Origin of the sequence: Mesorhizobium sp. M7A.F.Ca.CA.004.06.1.1, assembly GCF_003999135.1 — a bacterium.
In the GTDB taxonomy this organism is placed as follows: Bacteria; Pseudomonadota; Alphaproteobacteria; order Rhizobiales; family Rhizobiaceae; genus Mesorhizobium.
Map to the genome: position 1 here is coordinate 1 of NZ_RZPQ01000037.1, position 17,967 is coordinate 17,967.

The 17,967-nt window shown below is 63.3% G+C and carries 20 protein-coding genes; 11 read left to right on the plus strand and 9 right to left on the minus strand.

What is annotated here, in order from left to right:
- Positions 1-509 (minus strand): RNA 2',3'-cyclic phosphodiesterase (thpR, locus tag EN906_RS04595; protein ID WP_127375082.1); only part of this gene is annotated, 509 nt, incomplete at its 3' end.
- Between the two features lie 125 nt (positions 510-634).
- The gene (locus EN906_RS04600; RefSeq protein ID WP_127268358.1) at positions 635-1,279 is read right to left on the minus strand and encodes an arylesterase; all 645 of its coding nucleotides are present in this window, start codon (positions 1,277-1,279) and stop codon (positions 635-637) included.
- A gap of 85 nt (positions 1,280-1,364) precedes the next feature.
- Between EN906_RS04600 and EN906_RS04605 the strand changes: the two genes are divergently transcribed.
- From EN906_RS04605 to EN906_RS04620, 4 genes are all read left to right on the plus strand, one after another.
- Positions 1,365-2,060, plus strand: coding sequence for an ABC transporter ATP-binding protein (locus EN906_RS04605; RefSeq protein WP_127268357.1), 696 nt, complete (start codon positions 1,365-1,367; stop codon positions 2,058-2,060).
- The gene (locus EN906_RS04610) at positions 2,060-4,609 is read left to right on the plus strand and encodes an ABC transporter permease (RefSeq protein ID WP_127268356.1); all 2,550 of its coding nucleotides are present in this window, start codon (positions 2,060-2,062) and stop codon (positions 4,607-4,609) included. Before EN906_RS04605 ends, EN906_RS04610 begins: the two co-directional genes overlap by 1 nt.
- A 228-nt stretch (positions 4,610-4,837) precedes the next feature.
- A complete protein-coding gene (locus EN906_RS04615; protein ID WP_127271172.1) occupies positions 4,838-5,617 on the plus strand; it encodes a Bax inhibitor-1/YccA family protein in 780 nt (259 codons plus the stop codon).
- Between the two features lie 106 nt (positions 5,618-5,723).
- Positions 5,724-6,296, plus strand: a complete 573-nt coding sequence (locus EN906_RS04620; protein ID WP_127269005.1) for a GNAT family N-acetyltransferase — start codon at positions 5,724-5,726, stop codon at positions 6,294-6,296.
- Positions 6,297-6,404: 108 nt separating this feature from the next.
- Here EN906_RS04620 and EN906_RS04625 read toward each other — a convergent pair whose 3' ends face one another.
- Together EN906_RS04625 and EN906_RS04630 are read right to left on the minus strand one after the other, a co-directional pair.
- Entirely contained in the window at positions 6,405-6,791 is a 387-nt protein-coding gene (locus EN906_RS04625; protein ID WP_127269004.1) for a DUF2794 domain-containing protein, read from the minus strand.
- A 607-nt stretch (positions 6,792-7,398) separates the two neighbouring features.
- On the minus strand, positions 7,399-8,199 hold the full coding sequence (locus EN906_RS04630; RefSeq protein WP_127269003.1) for a thioredoxin family protein: 801 nt from the start codon (positions 8,197-8,199) through the stop codon (positions 7,399-7,401).
- Positions 8,200-8,371: 172 nt separating this feature from the next.
- Between EN906_RS04630 and EN906_RS04635 the strand changes: the two genes are divergently transcribed.
- Positions 8,372-9,049, plus strand: coding sequence for a ceramidase domain-containing protein (locus EN906_RS04635; RefSeq protein WP_127269002.1), 678 nt, complete (start codon positions 8,372-8,374; stop codon positions 9,047-9,049).
- Between the two features lie 49 nt (positions 9,050-9,098).
- Here the strand turns inward: EN906_RS04635 and acnA are convergent, their stop codons facing one another.
- Positions 9,099-11,789 carry an aconitate hydratase AcnA gene (acnA, locus tag EN906_RS04640; protein WP_127273510.1) on the minus strand — a complete coding sequence of 897 codons (2,691 nt, stop codon included), beginning with the start codon at positions 11,787-11,789 and terminating at the stop codon, positions 9,099-9,101.
- Between the two features lie 280 nt (positions 11,790-12,069).
- Between acnA and ccmA the strand changes: the two genes are divergently transcribed.
- The 4 genes from ccmA (at position 12,070) to EN906_RS04660 (ending at position 14,251) form a co-directional block, all read left to right on the plus strand.
- A complete protein-coding gene (gene ccmA, locus EN906_RS04645) occupies positions 12,070-12,693 on the plus strand; it encodes a heme ABC exporter ATP-binding protein CcmA (protein ID WP_127268182.1) in 624 nt (207 codons plus the stop codon).
- Positions 12,694-12,718: 25 nt separating this feature from the next.
- Positions 12,719-13,384 carry a heme exporter protein CcmB gene (ccmB, locus tag EN906_RS04650; RefSeq protein ID WP_127268183.1) on the plus strand — a complete coding sequence of 222 codons (666 nt, stop codon included), beginning with the start codon at positions 12,719-12,721 and terminating at the stop codon, positions 13,382-13,384.
- A gap of 124 nt (positions 13,385-13,508) precedes the next feature.
- Positions 13,509-13,676 carry a heme exporter protein CcmD gene (gene ccmD, locus EN906_RS04655; RefSeq protein ID WP_127268184.1) on the plus strand — a complete coding sequence of 56 codons (168 nt, stop codon included), beginning with the start codon at positions 13,509-13,511 and terminating at the stop codon, positions 13,674-13,676.
- Entirely contained in the window at positions 13,673-14,251 is a 579-nt protein-coding gene (locus EN906_RS04660; protein ID WP_127268185.1) for a DsbE family thiol:disulfide interchange protein, read from the plus strand. Before ccmD ends, EN906_RS04660 begins: the two co-directional genes overlap by 4 nt.
- Before the next feature lie 157 nt (positions 14,252-14,408).
- On the opposite strand, the gene EN906_RS04665 is transcribed toward EN906_RS04660, so the two are convergent.
- Positions 14,409-14,576: a hypothetical protein gene (locus EN906_RS04665; RefSeq protein WP_013528833.1), complete on the minus strand. Its 168-nt coding sequence runs from the start codon at positions 14,574-14,576 to the stop codon at positions 14,409-14,411.
- Between the two features lie 261 nt (positions 14,577-14,837).
- Between EN906_RS04665 and EN906_RS04670 the strand changes: the two genes are divergently transcribed.
- On the plus strand, positions 14,838-15,758 hold the full coding sequence (locus EN906_RS04670) for an SMP-30/gluconolactonase/LRE family protein (protein WP_127268186.1): 921 nt from the start codon (positions 14,838-14,840) through the stop codon (positions 15,756-15,758).
- Between the two features lie 91 nt (positions 15,759-15,849).
- Positions 15,850-16,056 carry a 4-oxalocrotonate tautomerase family protein gene (locus tag EN906_RS04675; RefSeq protein ID WP_127268187.1) on the plus strand — a complete coding sequence of 69 codons (207 nt, stop codon included), beginning with the start codon at positions 15,850-15,852 and terminating at the stop codon, positions 16,054-16,056.
- 25 nt (positions 16,057-16,081) lie between these two features.
- Here EN906_RS04675 and EN906_RS04680 read toward each other — a convergent pair whose 3' ends face one another.
- The 3 genes from EN906_RS04680 to EN906_RS04690 all read right to left on the minus strand — a co-directional run.
- On the minus strand, positions 16,082-16,612 hold the full coding sequence (locus EN906_RS04680) for an NADPH-dependent FMN reductase (RefSeq protein ID WP_127268188.1): 531 nt from the start codon (positions 16,610-16,612) through the stop codon (positions 16,082-16,084).
- A gap of 36 nt (positions 16,613-16,648) precedes the next feature.
- Positions 16,649-17,269, minus strand: coding sequence for a pyridoxamine 5'-phosphate oxidase family protein (locus tag EN906_RS04685; RefSeq protein WP_127268189.1), 621 nt, complete (start codon positions 17,267-17,269; stop codon positions 16,649-16,651).
- A 95-nt stretch (positions 17,270-17,364) separates the two neighbouring features.
- The coding region (locus EN906_RS04690) for a septation protein A (protein ID WP_127375083.1) at positions 17,365-17,967 on the minus strand (603 nt) is incomplete at its 5' end.

Below are 17,967 nucleotides of genomic sequence, written 5' to 3' on the forward strand. Positions count from 1 at the left end.
ACGATGTAGGGTCCACCGCCGACCGAATCGCGCGACGACATCAGCACGAAACGGCCGACGCGGAACGGCAGCGTCGAGAAATTGCCGCGCGCCGACAGATATTGGGCGACGTCCAGCGGGGTCGAATTGCGTAAGCGTGCCAGCGTGACATGCGGCATGAACTTGCGGGGATCGGCCGGGATGCCGAGCCGCTGGCAGATGCGGTCGATCTCGCCCTGAAGGGCGGCCAGACCGGGCGAGGCGGAAGCGCCTGCCCACACCGCATGTGGCTTCTTCTGGCCGAAAGCGCCGACGCCGGACAGCGCCAGCGAGAAGGAAGGGCGGTGGACGCGGTCGAGCGCGTTGGCGATCTCGTCGGCGACATGGCCGGGAACATCGCCGATGAAGCGCAGCGTCAGATGGTAGTTTTCGACATCGATCCAGCGGGCTCCCGGCAAGCCGCCCCGCAGCAGGGACAGCGAAAGGGCAGCGTCACGCGGAATTTCGAGGGCGGTGAAAAGACGCGGCATGAAGAGCCTCCCTTCCTCGAATCGAACTGTCATCCCCAGCGAATCATCGATAGTCAAACGGAGCAAGAGGTTTGTTGGCCACAGTCCCTGTTAAAAGCCCCCTGCGCGGAAACAGTTCCAATCCGCTAGGAATCGCCCGGCACTGCAGCGATCACCTTCTCGACCGTCGGCAGGATGCGTTCGACTATCTGGTCGACGCCTTCAACGCTCGGATGCAGGCCGTCCTCGAGTTGCATGCCGGGCTGGCCGGCGACGCCGTCGAGAAAGAACGGGTAGAGTACGACGTCGTATTTCTTCGCCAGGTCCGGAAAAATGGCGTCGAACGCATTCTGGTAGTCGGGGCCAAGATTGGGTGCGGCACGCATGCCGGCCAGAAGCACGGCAATCTTGCGCTGCTTCAGCTTGCTCAGCATCTCGTCGAGGTTCTTCCTGGTGATGTCGGGCGAAACGCCGCGCAGCATGTCGTTGGCGCCGAGTTCGAGGATGACCAGTTGCGTGCCGTCGGGCACCGACCAGTCGAGCCGCGCCAGGCCACCGCTCGTCGTGTCGCCGGAAACGCCGGCATTGGCGACGCTCACATCATGGCCTTTGGCGCGAAGGGCAGCCTGCAGCCTGTCGGTAAAGCCCTGGTCAGGCCCAAGGCCATAGCCCGCCGTCAGGCTGTCGCCGAAGCCGACGATTTTGAACGGCTCGGCACGCGCTGACGGCATGGCGCCGCAAATGGCGAGGAAAACCATGAGGCCTGCGGCAATACTGCGTTTGAAAGACATGCGGCAGGCCCCATATGAGCTAGGAATTCTTCAGTCGACGGCTTCCGGCAAGCAGAGCCTTCCCAGATTATAGGACGATTTCATTTTGACAGAAGCCGTCATCGCGCTGAAAGATGTATCCCTGACCCTTGGCGAGGGCGCTTCATCGGTCCATGTGCTGAAGGGTGTCAGCCTTGATGTGGCGACCCGGGAGGCGACCGGCATCGTCGGGCCTTCGGGCTCCGGCAAGTCGACATTGCTGATGGTCCTGGCAGGCCTGGAAAGGGTCGATTCGGGTACGGTCCGAATCGCTGGTGAGTTGCTCAACGGCAAAAGCGAGGACCAGATTGCTTCGTTTCGAGGCCGAAACATTGGCATCGTGTTCCAGTCCTTCCATCTCATTCCCAACATGACGGCGCTCGAAAATGTCGCGGTGCCGCTGGAGCTGGCCGGCCATGCCGATCCGTTTTCGGTGGCGGCGCGCGAGCTGGAGGCGGTTGGCCTCAGCGACCGCGTCACCCACTATCCCGGCGAATTGTCGGGCGGCGAGCAGCAGCGCGTGGCGATCGCCCGCGCATTGGCGCCGTCGCCGCGCATCCTGATCGCCGACGAGCCGACCGGCAATCTCGACCAGGCGACCGGGCGGCAGGTCGCCGACCTCCTGTTTGCCAAGGCGGCCGAGCGCGGCATGACGCTGGTGCTGGTGACCCATGATCCGGCGCTCGCGGCACGCTGTTCGCGCCAGGTATCGATGCGCTCGGGCCGGATCGAGGCGCCGGCGCCTGTCAAGGTGACGGCCTGATGCCGCTGTCCCGGACGTTGAGGCTCGCGGTCCGCTTCTCGTTGCGCGAGATGCGCGGCGGCCTGTCCGGCTTCCTGATCTTTCTCGCCTGCATCGCGCTCGGCGTCGCGGCCATCGGCGGCGTCAACTCGGTGGCGCGTTCGATCACCGCCGGTGTCGCAAATCAGGGCCAGACGCTGCTGGGCGGCGACCTTCGCTTCGAGATCAATCAGCGTGACGCCAGCCAGGCGGAGCGCAGCTTCCTTGACGGGCTCGGCACAGTTTCCCGGACCGCCAGCATGCGTTCGATGGCGCGTCTGGCCGACGGATCCGACCAGGCGCTGGTCGAGGCCAAGGCGGTCGACCATGCCTATCCTCTCTATGGCACGCTGGAGACCGAGCCGGCACTGTCGAAACAGGAACTGTTCGGCGAAGAGTTCGGCGTCTTCGGTGCGGCGGCACCCGACCTTCTGTTCGAGCGGCTGCACGTCAAGATCGGCGACCGGCTGAAGCTTGGTACCGCCACTTTCGAACTGCGCGCCAGGCTGGTCGCCGAACCGGACGCCGTGTCCGACGGTTTCGGCTTCGCGCCAAGGCTGATGATCTCGACGGACGGGCTGGCGGCCACTGGACTGATCCAGCCGGGCAGCCTGGTCGAGAATGCCTACAAGATCCGCCTACCGGCAGACGCCGACGAGGCGCGACTGAAGGGCGTCCAGGACCAGGCGGCCACGGATTTCCCCGAAGCAGGCTGGTCGATCCGCACACGCAGCAACGCGGCGCCCGCGCTGTCGTCGAACATTGAACGTTTCTCTCAGTTCCTGACCCTGGTCGGGCTGACGGCGCTGGTGGTCGGCGGTGTGGGCGTCGCCAATGCGGTGCGCGCCTATCTCGACGGCAAGCGCGGCGTGATCGCCACCTTCAAGAGCCTGGGCGCTTCGGGCGGCTTCGTCTTTGCCGTCTATCTGGTGCAGATCCTGATCATTGCCGCATTGGGTATCGTGCTGGGCCTTGTGCTCGGCGCGCTGATGCCGTTCGCAGCGAGTGCGGCCTTGCAATCCGTCATTCCGGTGCCGGCCGCAGGCGGCTTCTATCCCGGCGCGCTCGGCATGGCGGCGCTGTTCGGCCTGCTGGTGACGTTGGCTTTCGCGTTGCTGCCGCTCGGCCGCGCCCGCGATGTGCCGGCAACCGCGCTGTTTCGCGAGATGGGGCTGGAAGGCCGCGGCTTGCCGCGCCCCGCCTATGTCGCGGCGGCCATAGGCATCGCGCTGTTGCTGGCGGCGCTGGCCATTCTGTTTTCCGGCGACCAGCGCATCGCCTCGATCTTTGTCGGCGCTACCGTCTTCGCCTTCCTGGTGCTGCGCGTGGTCTGCGCACTGGTGCAATGGGCGGCCAGGAAGAGCCCGCGCGTGCGCTTCGTGGCGCTCAGGCTCGCTATCGGCAACATCCATCGGCCAGGCGCGCTGACGCCATCGGTGGTGCTGTCCTTGGGGCTCGGCCTGACGCTGCTGGTGACGCTGGCGCTGATCGACGGCAATCTCAGGCGGCAGATCTCCGGCAGCCTGCCGGAACGGGCGCCGAACTTCTTCTTCGTCGACATCCAGAGCGCCGATGTCGCGTCGTTCTCGGCGCTGATCGGCAAGGAGGCGCCGCAGGGTGTGCTGGCCAAGGTGCCGATGCTGCGCGGCCGGGTGATGGCGCTGAACGGTATCGATGTCGACAAGGTGAAGGTGCCGGCGGAAGGCGCCTGGGTGCTGAGGGGCGACCGCGGCCTGACCTATGACACCCGGCAGCCGGAGAACGCGACGTTGACCGAGGGCAGTTGGTGGCCCGAAAATTACAGCGGCGAGCCGCTGGTTTCGTTTTCGGCGCAGGAAGGCAAGGAGATCGGGCTGAAGCTCGGCGATACCATCACCGTCAACGTGCTGGGACGCAATGTCACCGCCAGGATCGCCAATTTCCGCCAGGTCGAGTGGGAGACGATGGGCATCAATTTCGTCATGGTGTTCTCGCCCAACACATTCGCGGGCGCCCCGCATGGCTGGATGGCGACGCTGACCGAAAAGAGTACCTCGACGGCCGACGACGCCCGCATCCTCAACGCCGTCACCCGCGCCTTCCCGGCGGTGACGACGGTGCGGGTCAAGGACGCGCTCGATGTCGTCAACCGGCTGGTCGGACAGCTCGGCTCGGCGATCCGAGCCGCGGCCGGCGTGGCGCTGATCGCTTCGGTGCTGGTGCTGGCCGGCGCGCTCGCCGCCGGCAACCGGGCGCGCATCCATGATGCGGTGGTGCTGAAGACGCTGGGGGCGACACGCACGACGCTGATATCGGCCTTCTCGCTCGAATACATGCTGATCGGACTGGCCACCGCCATCTTCGCGCTGGCGGCGGGCAGTGCGGCGGCCTGGTTCGTCGTCGCGCGCATCATGACATTGCCGTCGCATTTCATGCCCGAGGTGGCAGTGGCGACCATTCTGTTTTCGCTGGTGATCACGGTCGGCATTGGTCTTGCCGGCACCTGGCGGGTGCTCGGCCACAAGGCAGCACCGGTGCTGCGCAATTTGTGACGACAGGCCCGGAAATGGGCATCCTGGATTAAATCTTGGTAAGAAAGCCCTCCGAAAAGCCGAAGAATCGGCACTTCGCCCTGTCACGAACCGTTACATCCGGTTACGGACTTGTTCTTGACGCGAATAACCATCATATTTCGCCACAGGCATGCTGGAGCCCTGCCAGCGGCGCCTGGGTCCGGAAGGACCTGACACCCGACGGGGCAGAAGCAATAGAGGACTACAATGGCTGATCCCATTCGCAACTACCAGACGCGCGCCGTGCCCGGCGTCAGCGTCGGTGCCGACATCGATCAGGGCCTGCGCGCCTATATGATCAGGGTCTACAATCTGATGGGGCTTGGCCTCCTCATCACTGGTCTTGCCGCGATCGGCACGATCATGCTGGCCACCACCACCGATCCGGCTTCGGCTGTCGCGACGCTGCCAAGCGGCGAGATGCTGACCTCCTTCGGCTACGCGATCTTCGGCTCGCCGCTGCGCTGGGTGGTGATGCTGGCGCCGCTGGCTGCCGTGCTGTTCCTGTCGTTCCGCGTTCAGTCGATGAGCGTTTCGGCGGCGCAGACGACGTTCTGGGTCTATGCCGGTCTCGTCGGCCTGTCGCTGTCTTCGATCTTCCTGGTCTACACCACGGCCAGCATCTCACAGACCTTCTTCGCCACGGCCGCCGCCTTCGGTGCGCTGTCGCTGTTCGGCTACACCACCAAGCGCGACCTGACGGCGATGGGCTCGTTCCTGATCATGGGCGTGTTCGGCATCATCATCGCGTCGGTGATCAATATCTTCCTGCAGTCGTCGGCGCTGTCCTTTGCCGTGTCGGCGATCGGCGTGCTGGTCTTCGCGGGCCTGACCGCCTATGACACGCAGAAGATCAAGGAGATGTATTTCGAGGGCGACACTTCCGACGTCGCCGGCCGCAAGGCGATCATGGGCGCTCTGACGCTCTATCTCGACTTCATCAACCTGTTCATGTTCCTGCTGCAGTTCATGGGCGACCGCCGCTAAAGCGGCATTGGACCATCAACTTCCGGAAGGGCGGCCCAACGGCCGCCCTTTTCTTTTGTCTTGGCCTTTGCTGTTATTGCGAGCAGAGAAACGGCATGCATAAACAATGAGCAATATTGCGATCCGGCCTGCCACGGTGGCCGACCTCGACAGCGTCACGGACATCTATGCCGATGCGGTGACCCAAGGCACGGCGAGCTATGAGCTGGAGCCGCCGAGCCGTGCGGAGATGGGTGTTCGATTCGACAGCCTGACGGCCGGCGGCTTTCCTTACCTGGTGGCGGAGAAGGACGGGACCGTTCTCGGCTACGCCTATGCCGGCGCCTTCCGGCCACGCCCGGCCTATCGCTTCATCGTCGAGGATTCGGTCTATGTCGCGCCCGAGGCCAAGGGCCAGGGCGTCGGGCTCAAGCTGATGCAAAGCCTGATCGAGGCAGTGACGACGGCGGGCTTTCGCCAGATCATCGCGGTGATCGGCGATGGCCGTCCCGACAGCGCCTCGGTGCGGTTGCACGAAAAGCTCGGCTTTCGCCATTCGGGACGCCTTGAAGGTTCCGGCTACAAGCATGGGCGCTGGCTGGACACGGTGTTCATGCAGCTGTCGCTGAATGGCGGTGCGACGCTGCCGCCCGATCCCGAATCGCTGCCGGAGCGGAAGTTTCGTCTTAGGGGGAACTGAAGAATTGAAGAATTGAAGAATTGAAGAAGATAGCGTCAGGCGCCGAGTGCCTTTTCATCAATTAAGCAATTCTCCAGCTCTTCAATTCCCCTGCTCTAATTCCCCAGCTCAGGCTTCGACCAGCTTCAGCTTGCTGTCGAACACACCAAGCACGCGGCCAAGTTCCTGACCACGCTTCAAGATGCGGCCGCCGGCGGCGATGACGGCAAAAGCGCCCTGCTTGCGGGCCAGTTTCGGATCCTTGACGATCTGGAACAGCGGCACTTCGCTGGTGCGGCGGAATACGGAAAACACAGCGCGGTCCGCAAGATGGTCGATGGCGTAGTCGCGCCATTCATTGGCGGCGACCATGCGGCCGTAGAGCCTGAGGATCTGGTCCAACTCGCGGCGGTCGAACCGCACCGGCTGATCGAGACGTTCGCGTCGCGCCTCGTGCAGCGGGATCAATATCGCGGATGCGTCCCCATCCCCCGTCCCGCCGCTGTCATCGGTCATGCCTCGATCCTTCAAAATGAATCTTTGCCAACCAAAGTTGGCGTGTTCGCGACTGAATTGCAAGGCCCGGCGAACCAAGCCCCGCGCCGCGCTGTTTCCGTCACGTCCAGTCACTTTTATGAAACGCCGTGTTGGAATTGGTGATGTTCCGCCACATTTCTGCCTTTTTTTATCCGCGCTCATGCCCCAATGTCCGACGAATTTACCGGTGTTGCCTGAGACGGTTCGGTCCGGCACCGGCTCGTAAACCCCAAGCCCCCCGCCCACGGGTCTGCGTCGGATCGAACCAACCTCGGTTCTTCTTCGGAAGAATCGGGTGCGACGATCCCAAAACCTAAATGACCGACGTCAGAAGCAAGCTGACGTCGGTTTTTTATTGGGTGAGAAGCGGTTCGCGCAGCGAACGAAAAGCCAATTGCTTGGCTTTTCGAGCTTCGAACGCCCTGAGCCTGCGAAGGGCCGGGCGTGGTTAGTCGATCCACCCTGCCGGGTCCGCGCTGCTTCGCAGCGTCCCGGCGTTCGCCGGCCTTCATCGTGCCACCGGCACGATGAATTCGCCTTCGACGAACCGGCTGCTCGCCCCACAAGGGGAGAAGGAAAGAAGGCCTTAAGGCTTGTGGATGAACGCGGCGCCGAGAATGGGACCGGGCATGCCGTCCTTGCCGACCGACTGCAGCAGCACGGCGCAGCCGCCCTTTTTGGCAATCTCGCTCATCGGCAGTTCGTAGCGTTGTGCCTTGCCATGCCACATGCCGGCGGTCTGTATCCCGGTGACGGCGTTCCAGTAGGTCATCTTGCGGCCGGTGTTCTCGCCCTCGCCGACCTTGACCGTCTGCGGCGGGTCGAAATAGACGATGACGACATGGGCGTCGCTGGGGCCGTTGCCGGCATCGCCGGCGTCGATCGTCACACGGTCGCTGGTGCGGCTGACCTTGACGGCGACGCGCATGCCTTCGCCGCTCTTGGCCATGCGGGCGAGCGCGCCATCGACCTCGCCGCGGCTGGCACCGTTGACGTGGACACGGCCATTGATAACGGCCTGCGGCGTATAGACGGAGCGGCTGCCGAAGGCGCGCATGTAGTCGTATTGCCGCTCGGTGTTCTCCTTGCGGCCCAGCGTATCCTGCCAGCCGAGATAGTCCCAATAGTCGACGTGATAAGCGAGCGCGACGATATCTTCCTTGGCGGCAAGTTCGGAGAACAGCGTATCGGCCGGCGGGCAGGAACTGCAGCCCTGGCTGGTGAACAGTTCGACCACGCCCAATGGCCTGTCGATCTGGGGCCTGTCGATCTGGACCCGGTCGGCATGGGCGCGATCGGATTCGCCGGCATGCCCGGCGCCGGCAGACGCCGAGAAGGCCAGCGCAAGAGCTGCCAGCCACAATGATTTTCGCGAGGCCATGGCCATTCCGATTCCCGCCGGTGGTGCCGGCTTTATCTTGATTGCTAAAATATGTGGCAGAACCGGAAGTCAACGGGAAGTCACGTTGCGGTGAAATTTTGCCATTGCAGCCGACCGCAACCCCGCAATAGGAAGGATCTGCGCTTCAGGATAGAAACCGATTCGGGCGGCAATCACGATGTGGCAAACGTTTTTGGCGCCAGTCGACCTCTATTGCGAGCGGACCGGCCCGGAATTCTGGTCCGAACCGGTAAACGCCCTGACCAACCTCGCCTTCATCGCCGCCGGCCTGTGGGGCGTGCGCGAGGTACGAAGGCTGGGCACCGGCGCCTTCGCCGAGGTGCTGGCCTGGTGGGTGGTGGCGATCGGCATCGGTTCGACGATCTTCCACACCTTTGCCACCAAGGGCACAGTCTGGGCCGACGTGCTGCCGATCGCCGGCTTCACGCTGGCCTACACGCTGTTCAATCTGCGCCGCTTCCTCGGCATGCGATGGGGCAAGGCCATTGCCATCTTCATTGCCTTCTATGTGCTTGCCGGGGCGATAACCCTTGCCGTGCCTGACTGGCTGCGCCAGGCGTCGAACGGTACGACGGGCTATCTGCCGCCGTTCCTGGCGCTCGCCTTCTTCGGTGTCTGGGTGACGGTGAGCGGCAATCGCGCCGGCTGGTATAATCTGGCGGGATCGGCGATCTTCGTCGTGTCCGTCATCTGCCGGATGATCGACCCGGTGATCTGCGGCAGCTTTCCGCTCGGAACGCACTTCCTCTGGCACATCCTCAACGGCGTGATGCTCGGCGTGCTTTTGGCGGCAGCGGCGCGGTTTGGGAAGCCTAAGGTAGGCAGTAGGCAGTAGGCAGTAGGCAGTAGGGGTCTCTATTCCCTACTGCCTAGTCCCCTATTCCCTAAGCTGCAAGATCGCGCAGCACGTATTGCAGGATGCCGCCGTTCTTGAAGTAATCGAGCTCATCCAGCGTATCGATGCGGCAGATGATCGGCACGTTCTTCACCGTGCCGTCGCCATAGGTGACCTTGGCGATCATCGTCTGGCGCGGTTTGATGGTGCTCAAGCCGTCGATCTCGACCAGCTCGTCTCCCTTGAGGTTGAGCGATGCCCATGAGGTGCCTTCCTCGAAGACGAAGGGAATGACGCCCATGCCGACCAGGTTCGAGCGATGGATGCGCTCGAAGGACTGGGCGATGACCGCGCGGACACCAAGGAGATTGGTTCCCTTGGCCGCCCAGTCGCGCGACGAGCCGTTGCCGTATTCGACGCCGGCGAAGACAACCAGCGGCACGCCTTCCCTTTTGTATTCCATCGCCGCGTCGTAGATCGATTCCTCTTCCTTCGACGGGTAGTGGATGGTGTAGCCGCCCTCGCGGCCATTCTCGCCCAGCATGTGGTTGCGGATGCGGATGTTGGCGAAGGTGCCGCGCATCATCACCTCGTGGTTGCCGCGCCGCGTGCCGTACTGGTTGAAGTCGGCGACGCCGACGCCGTGGTCGGTGAGGTATTTGCCGGCCGGCGAGGCCGCCTTGATCGATCCGGCCGGCGAAATGTGGTCGGTGGTGATCTTGTCGCCGAACAGGCCGAGCACGCGGGCGCCCTTGATATCGCCGATCTTGCCGAAACCTGACGTCATGCCGGCGAAATAGGGCGGGTTCTGCACATAGGTCGAGTTGTCGTCCCACGCATAGGTCTGGCCTTCCGGCGCCTTGACGTTCTGCCAGTACTCGTCGCCTTTGAAGACATCGGCATATTTGCGGGCGAACAGCTCGCGGGTGACGTTCTTCTCGATGAACTCCTGGATTTCGGCCGAGCTCGGCCAGATATCCTTGAGGTAGACCGGCTCGCCGTTCTTGTCCTCGCCTAGCGGCTCGGTGGTCAGGTCCTTTGTGACGGTGCCGGCCAGCGCATGCGCGACGACCAGCGGCGGCGACGCCAGATAGTTGGCCTGCACGTCGGGCGAGACGCGGCCTTCGAAGTTGCGGTTGCCGGACAAGACCGCGGCAGCGATCAGGCCCTTGTCGTTGATGGTCTTCGAGATCGGCGCCGGCAGCGGCCCGGAATTGCCGATGCAGGTGGTGCAGCCGAAGCCGACCAGGTTGAAGCCGATCTGATCGAGTTCCTTCTGCAGGCCGGATTTCTCCAGATACTCGGCCACCACCTGGCTGCCCGGCGCCAGCGAGGTCTTCACCCACGGCTTCTGCTTCAAACCGAGGCGGTTGGCGTTGCGGGCCAGGAGGCCGGCGCCGATCAGCACGCTCGGGTTCGAGGTGTTGGTGCACGAAGTGATGGCGGCAATGACGACATCGCCGTGACCGAGATCATGGTCGGTGCCTTCGACTGCGTAGCGCTTGGAGATTTCGGCGGCCTTCTTGTATTCGGTCTCCATCGCCTTGGCGAAACCTTCCGGAATGCCTTCAAGGGCGACGCGGCCCTCGGGCCGCTTGGGTCCGGCCATCGACGGCACGACGGAGCCAAGTTCCAGCTCGAGCAGATCGGTGAACACCGGATCGGTCGAGCCGGTCTCACGCCACATTCCTTGAGCTTTGGCATAGGCCTCGACCAGCGCGATGCGGTCCTCGCTGCGGCCGGACATTGTGAGGTAGCGGATGGTTTCCGAGTCGACGGGGAAGAAGCCGCAGGTGGCGCCATATTCGGGCGCCATGTTGCCGATGGTGGCGCGGTCGGCCAGCGTCATGTTGGAGAGGCCCGGCCCGAAGAACTCGACGAACTTGCCGACGACGCCCTTCTTGCGCAGCATCTGGGTGACGGTGAGCACGAGGTCGGTGGCGGTGACGCCCTCTTTGAGCTTGCCGGTGAGGCGGAAGCCGATCACCTCAGGCAAAAGCATGGAGACAGGCTGGCCGAGCATGGCCGCCTCGGCCTCGATGCCGCCGACGCCCCAGCCGAGCACGCCAAGGCCATTGATCATGGTGGTGTGCGAATCGGTGCCGACGCAGGTGTCGGGATAGGCTGTCGTTTCGCCGTCCTCGGTGTTGGTCCACACCACCTGGCCGAGATATTCGAGGTTGACCTGATGGCAGATGCCGGTGCCGGGCGGCACGACGCGGAAGTTGCGGAATGCCTGCTGGCCCCATTTCAGGAATTTGTAGCGCTCCTCGTTGCGCTCATATTCCAGCTCGACATTGCGGGCGAAGGCCATCGGCGTGCCGAATTCGTCGACGATGACGGAATGGTCGATGACGAGGTCGACCGGCACCAGCGGGTTGATCTTCTGCGGATCGCCGCCGAGCGAGGCCATGGCGTCGCGCATCGCGGCAAGGTCGACCACGGCCGGAACGCCGGTGAAATCCTGCATCAGCACGCGGGCCGGGCGATAGGCGATCTCGACGCCGGCGGTGCCCTTGTCGGTCAGCCAGCCGGCCACCGCCTGGATCGATTCCTTGGTGACGGAGCGGCCGTCTTCGTTGCGCAGCAGGTTTTCCAGCAGCACCTTCATCGAATAGGGCAGCTGCGAGATGCCGGTGAGGCCGTTCTTCTCGGCCTCGATGAGGTCGAAATAGGCATACTCCGCGCCGCCTGCGGTCAGCGTGCGGCGGCAATTGAAACTGTCGAGGGATTTTGACACGTGCGATCCTTGTCTGTTCAGCCTGAAAGGGAACGGACGCCGATGGCATGCAATCACGCGCAAAGGTGCGGGTACGGCCATTTCCGCTGTCCGTTCCCAAGCAACCCGAGCCGTTCAAGGCGGCGCGTGCGCTGGTTCGGCGCTAATTCTGTTCCCGTGCCGACCGCTGGCACGGATGCACCGCATATAGAGAATTTTCTGGAATAGTTCTAGACAGTTGGAAAGCAAATTTGTGCGATGCGGCAGCGGCCGCGACACATGGTTTCAGGGCAGGCGAGGAATGCGGCTGATCGCCGAAAATCTGGGCGGCGAGCGAGGCGGCGAGGCGGTGTTTTCCGGCATCGATTTTGCCTTGGAGGAGTGTCAGGCGCTCATCGTCACCGGGCCGAACGGATCGGGCAAGTCGACCTTGCTGCGAGTCATCGCCGGGCTGCTGCCGGTGGCGCAAGGCAGCGTGAGGATCGAGGGTACCATGAAGATTGAAGACGGGGACGAAGCGTTCCCGTCTGTTGCCTCGGCCTGTCACTACCTTGGCCACCAGAACGCAATGAAGCCGGCGCTCAGCGTGGCGGAGAATTTGCGCTTCTGGCGCGACTTCAACGGCGACGGACAGCTCGGCGTCGAAGAGGCGCTGGAAACGGTCGGGCTCGGCGGCATCGGCCACCTGCCGTTCGGCTATCTATCGACCGGGCAACGCCGGCGCGCGGCGATCGCGAAACTGCTGGTCAGCCACCGGCCATTGTGGTTGCTGGATGAGCCGACAGCAGGGCTGGACAAGGCGTCGGAGGCGCGGTTTGCGGGGTTGATGGCCAAGCATTGCACGGATGGCGGGATGATTGTCGCGGCGACGCATCTGCCGCTGGGGATCGAGGGGACGGAGTTGAGGATCGGGGGAACTGGTTGATGATGGCGCGCGAGCATCTCATACCATGCTAGCGCTCTTCCTGCGCGACATCCGCCTCAACATCCGTGCCGGCGGCGGGGCGCTGACCGGGGTCATCTTCTTCCTCGCCGTCATCGCCACCATCCCGTTCGGAGTAGGGCCAGACCTGAAGCTGCTGGCCCGCATCGGACCGGCCATCCTGTGGATCGGCGCGCTGCTGTCCTGCCTGCTCGGCCTCGACCGGCTGTTCCAGGCCGACCGCGAGGACGGCTCGCTCGATCTCCTGGTGCTCGGCAATGATCGCCATATGCTGGCCTTGACGGTGCTGGTGAAATGCCTGGCGCATTGGGCGGGCAGCGTGCTGCCGCTGGTCATCGCCGCGCCCCTGCTCGGCCTGTTCATGAACATGGAGCCGCTCGGCATCGGCGCCACGTCGCTGACGCTGCTGGTCGGCACCCCGGCAATCACGTTCATCGGCGCCGCCGGTGCTGCGGTGGCAGTGGCGCTGCCGCGTGGCGGGCTGCTGATCTCGGTACTGGTGCTGCCGCTGACCATTCCGGTGCTGATCTTCGGTGTTTCGGCGAGCTATGGGGCGACCGCCAATCCCGATCCGTTTCTGCAGCCCTTCCTCATTCTTGCCGCGCTGACCCTGTTTCTTGGCGTGCTGGGCCCGGTCTCGGCGGCGCTGGCGCTGCGGCATGGAACGGATTGATGTGGCGTATGACTGCGGCGCGGCGACCGATTGCGAAGCCGACGGAGCGAGGCTAAGGGAAAGGCATGTCTAGACTGGGCGACATGATCGGCTTGGAAGCCCCCACTTCAGCGAGGCCCGTCGCATGAGCGCGCATGCACTCTACGTGACCGCCGCCTATGGCATTACGGCCGTGGTGCTGGCCGGATTGATCGGCTGGATCCTGCTCGACCAGCGGGCGCGCAAGCGCGAACTCGCCGAACTGGAGGCATCCGGCGTGCGGCGGCGCTCCGACAAGGCGGCAAAGCCATGACCACAGAAACGGAAACGCCACCCCCACGCACTCGTCGCCTGTTCGTGCTGTTGCCGCTGCTGATCTTCCTCGGCCTGGCCGGACTGTTCCTGTCGCAGCTGCTGTCGGGGCGCGATGCTTCGGAAGTGCCATCGGCCCTGATCGGCCTGCCGGCGCCGCAAACCAGCCTGCCTGCGCTGGAGGGGTCAAACCTGCCGGGGCTCGATTCGAAAACCTTCGCCGGCAAGGTCACATTGGTCAACGTCTTCGCGTCGTGGTGCGCGCCATGCCGCGAAGAGCACCCGGTGCTTCTGGCGCTGTCGCAGGATAAGCGTTTCACCATGGCGGCGCTGAACTACAAGGACCGGCCGGAAAATGCACGCCGGTTCCTCGGCGATCTCGGCAATCCGTTCCAGGCGATAGGGGTTGACGAAGCGGGCCGCGCGGCGATCGACTGGGGCGTCTACGGCGTGCCGGAGACCTTCGTCATCGGCAAGGACGGCAAGATCGCCTACAAGCATGTCGGCCCGCTGACGCCCGAGACGGCGAGGGATCTCTTGCTGCCACAGATCGACAAGGCGCTGGCGGCACGTTGATATTCAGGTGATGCCGGGCTGCAAACGGCGGCTTCCTGCGCTTCCGGTGCTCACGTACTTAAGTACGCTCCGCTCCGGTTCTCGGAAACCACCGTTTTCGTCTCGGCCTGACCTGAATCTCAACGCACCTTGGCGGTGCGTCTTATCGGACTCGAGATCAGCCGTAGATCTGCTTGTGGATCTGGTAGAGCATTTCCGAGCGGTCGGCGCGCATGTCGGCCAGATCGCGGCTGGAAAAGCTGTCGATTTCGGCGACAAGGCGGTTGTAGTGCTTGCGCTTGGCAATGCTGTTGCGAGCGCGGGTCATGAGACTGTCGAGGATCATAGCAAGGTTCCTTTTTTGGCGCCGCGTTTCGGCGGCGGTTTCTTCCTCCCTTGATCGATACGAAGCATGACATAGTAATGGTGCATTGCAAAAAGAAGATGTTGCAATGCACCATTGCGCTGGACGCATAGCCGGTTAATACGGCGCTAACGTCATGCGCAGAGCCGGCAAGCGATCTTTTGCATGACACTGTGCGTACCCACATTGCCTTCTGTCCCTCCGGCTGGCTTGATCCGGTGTCATTGATGCCGGGAGGAAAGCATGGCGGCCGCAGACTATTATGAAATTCTCGATCCGCGCTTCGCGCGCCTGTTCAACGGCAACGCGCAGGTCGAGAAGCTGTTCACCGGATGCCAGTGGGCGGAGGGGCCGGCCTGGTTCGCCGCCGGCCGCTATGTCGTCTGGTCCGACATCCCCAACAACCGCATGCTGCGTTATGACGAAACCGACGGCAATGTCAGCGTCTTCCGCCAGCCGTCCGGCAATTCGAACGGCAACAGCGTCGACCGGCAGGGCCGGCTGATCACCTGCGAGCATTCGGGCCGCCGTGTCAGCCGCACCGAGTTCGACGGCTCGGTCACCACGATCGCGTCCAAATGGAAGGGCAAGCGGCTGAATTCGCCCAACGACGCGGTGGTGAAATCCGACGGCTCGATCTGGTTCACCGATCCGAGCTACGGCATCGATACGGATTATGAGGGCGACAGGGCCGAGAGCGAAATCGGCGCCTGCCATGTCTACCGGGTCGATCCCGGCACGGGCGAGGTCGAAGCCGTCATCACCGACATGGTCCGGCCCAACGGCCTGGCTTTCTCGCTCGACGAGAGCAAGCTTTATGTCGTCGATACCGGCCGCACGCATGGCGCGCAGAATCCGGCGCATATGCGGGTTTTCAATGTCGGCAAGGGCGGCAAGAAGGTTTCGGGCGAGAAAATCTTTGCCGACTGCACGGCCGGCCTGTTCGACGGCTTCAGGCTCGACGAGGACGGCCGCATCTGGACGAGTGCCGCCGACGGCATCCATTGCTACGATCCGGACGGCACGCTGATCGGCAAGGTCAAGGTGCCGGAAGTCACCGCCAACTGCGTGTTCGGCGGCAACAAGCTGAATTGCCTCTATATCGCCGGCACCACGTCGCTCTACATGGTGCGGCTGATGGTCAACGGCGCCAAGACATACTGAGACTGGAGCACTGGCTGAGACTGGAGCACTGGCGGCCGTTCGACGGTTTCATCGAAGCGGGTCGCGAGCACGAACATCCCGGGAGGACAAAATGCCATTCGTCAACATCCGCATCGTCAAGGAAGTGATATCAGCCGATCCGGCGGGCAAGAAGGCGGACATCGCCAAAAAGGTGACGGCGGCCATCATGGACGCCACCGGGCTGAGCAACGACGATGTCTGGGTGGTTTTTGAAGAGATCAACGCGCGCGATTGGTACGTTGGGAAGACTGATGTGGAGACGCTGCGAAAGGGCTAGCTCGAAGGTCTGGGGTGGCCGCCGCTCAACGCGAGCGGATAAACTCCGCGAAGGCATTCAGCGCATCATGCATCGCCTGCCGGTTCCCCGGCTCGTCGAGGATGCCCTCCACCTCCGGTGGCTTCTTGCCGAGCAGGGCAATCTCCAGCACGTCGTCGCAAAGTGCGAACGACATGGTGCGCATGATCTCGGCCAGTGCGGCGCGGGCGAACAGCGAGCGCGGCGAGGCGTGTGCCAGCATGGCGGGCTTGGCGACAGCGGCATCGCGCGAGACCAGCCAGTCGAGGGCGTTCTTCAGCCCGCCCGGTACGCCATGGGCATATTCCGGACAGGAGACGATCACGCCGTCGGCTCGGCTGACGGCATCGATCAGTTCGGAGGCTTCGAGCGGCGTCCGCTCGCCCTCGTCGTCGGGATTGAAGATCGGCAGACAGCCAAGCCCGTCATAGACGCTGACGCGGCAGCCGGGCAGTGCGTTGCGCGCCAGTGCTGCGATCAGGGCCGAATTGGTGGAAGCCGCGCGCAGGCTTCCGGAAATGGCAAGGATGTTCAGCAAGATGGACCAGTCAGGACGAATCGTGGGTCGAAAAACCTACCACATCGTCTTCTTGTATTCCTCGTCGAGCCAGCGATCGGTCGCCTCGGCGGAATCGGCAACCGCCAGCTGATCGCGCATGATCTGGCCGAGCGTCGGCAGCGTCGCGCGGTCGTACCAGGTTTCCGGCTTCCACAAATCCGAGCGCATGAAGGCTTTTGCGCAGTGCATGTAGGCGGCCTTGACGCTGACAACGACGACGCTTTGCGGCTCCCTGCCGTCGACGGCGAGCCGTTCGCGCAAATTTGCGTCGACGGTGATGCGGGCATCGCCGTTGACGCGCAGCGTCTCGTTCATGCCGGGAATGAGGAAGAGCAGCCCGACCGAGGGATTGAGGAGGATGTTCTCCAGCGTGTCGAGCCGGTTGTTGCCGGGCCGGTCGGGAATGGCGATGGTGGTGTCGTCGAGAACGGTGGCAAAGCCCGGCTTGTCGCCCTTCGGCGTCACGTCGGCGTTGCCGGCACCGTCGGACGAGCCGATCAGCACGAACGGGCTCTTGCCGATGAAGGAGCGGCAATGGCCGTCAAGTTTTTTCAGCTCCTTGCGGATAGAACCGTCGGTTGGCCGTGGCGTCTTGTAGATCGTCCTCAACTGGTCGTGCGTGGTGATGAATTCCATGTCCCTCTCCCCAGAACGGTTCATTGTCTCACGAACGCAGAACCGCTGTTTCCCTTTGTTTTGACGCAGCTCCGGACACTTTTCTTGGAGTTGCTCTATTTCCCGGCCTTCTCTTCTTTGCCGGCCTTGTCCTCGAGTGAATGACGCAGGATCAGCGGCATCTGGCTGAAGGTGAATAGAAGCGTGATCGGCATGATGCCCCAGACCTTGAAAGTAACCCAGGCGTCGGTGGAAAAATTGCGCCACACCACCTCATTGACGATGGCCAGGAACAGGAAGAACAGGCCCCAGCGGAAGGTCAGTTTCCGCCAGCCATCGGCGTCGAGGCTGAAGGCTGAATCGAAGACATAGCCAAGCAGCGACTTGCCGAAGTAGAGGCCGCCGAGCAGCACGCCGCCGAACAGCGTGTTGACGATGGTCGGCTTCATCTTGATGAAGATGTCGTCCTGCAGATAGAGCGTCAGCGCGCCGAAGATGAAGACGACGACGCCCGACACCATCGGCATGATCGGCAAGGTGCGGGTGAGCAGCCACGAGGCGATCAGCGCGACTGCCGTGGCGGCCATGAACAGTCCGGCGGCAACGAAGATCGGCCCGCCGAACTCGGCCAGAACAGGGAATTTCTGCACCAGCCATCCGCTGCGCGCATTGGCGAAGAAGAACACCATCAACGGCCCAAGCTCGAGCACCAGCTTGAG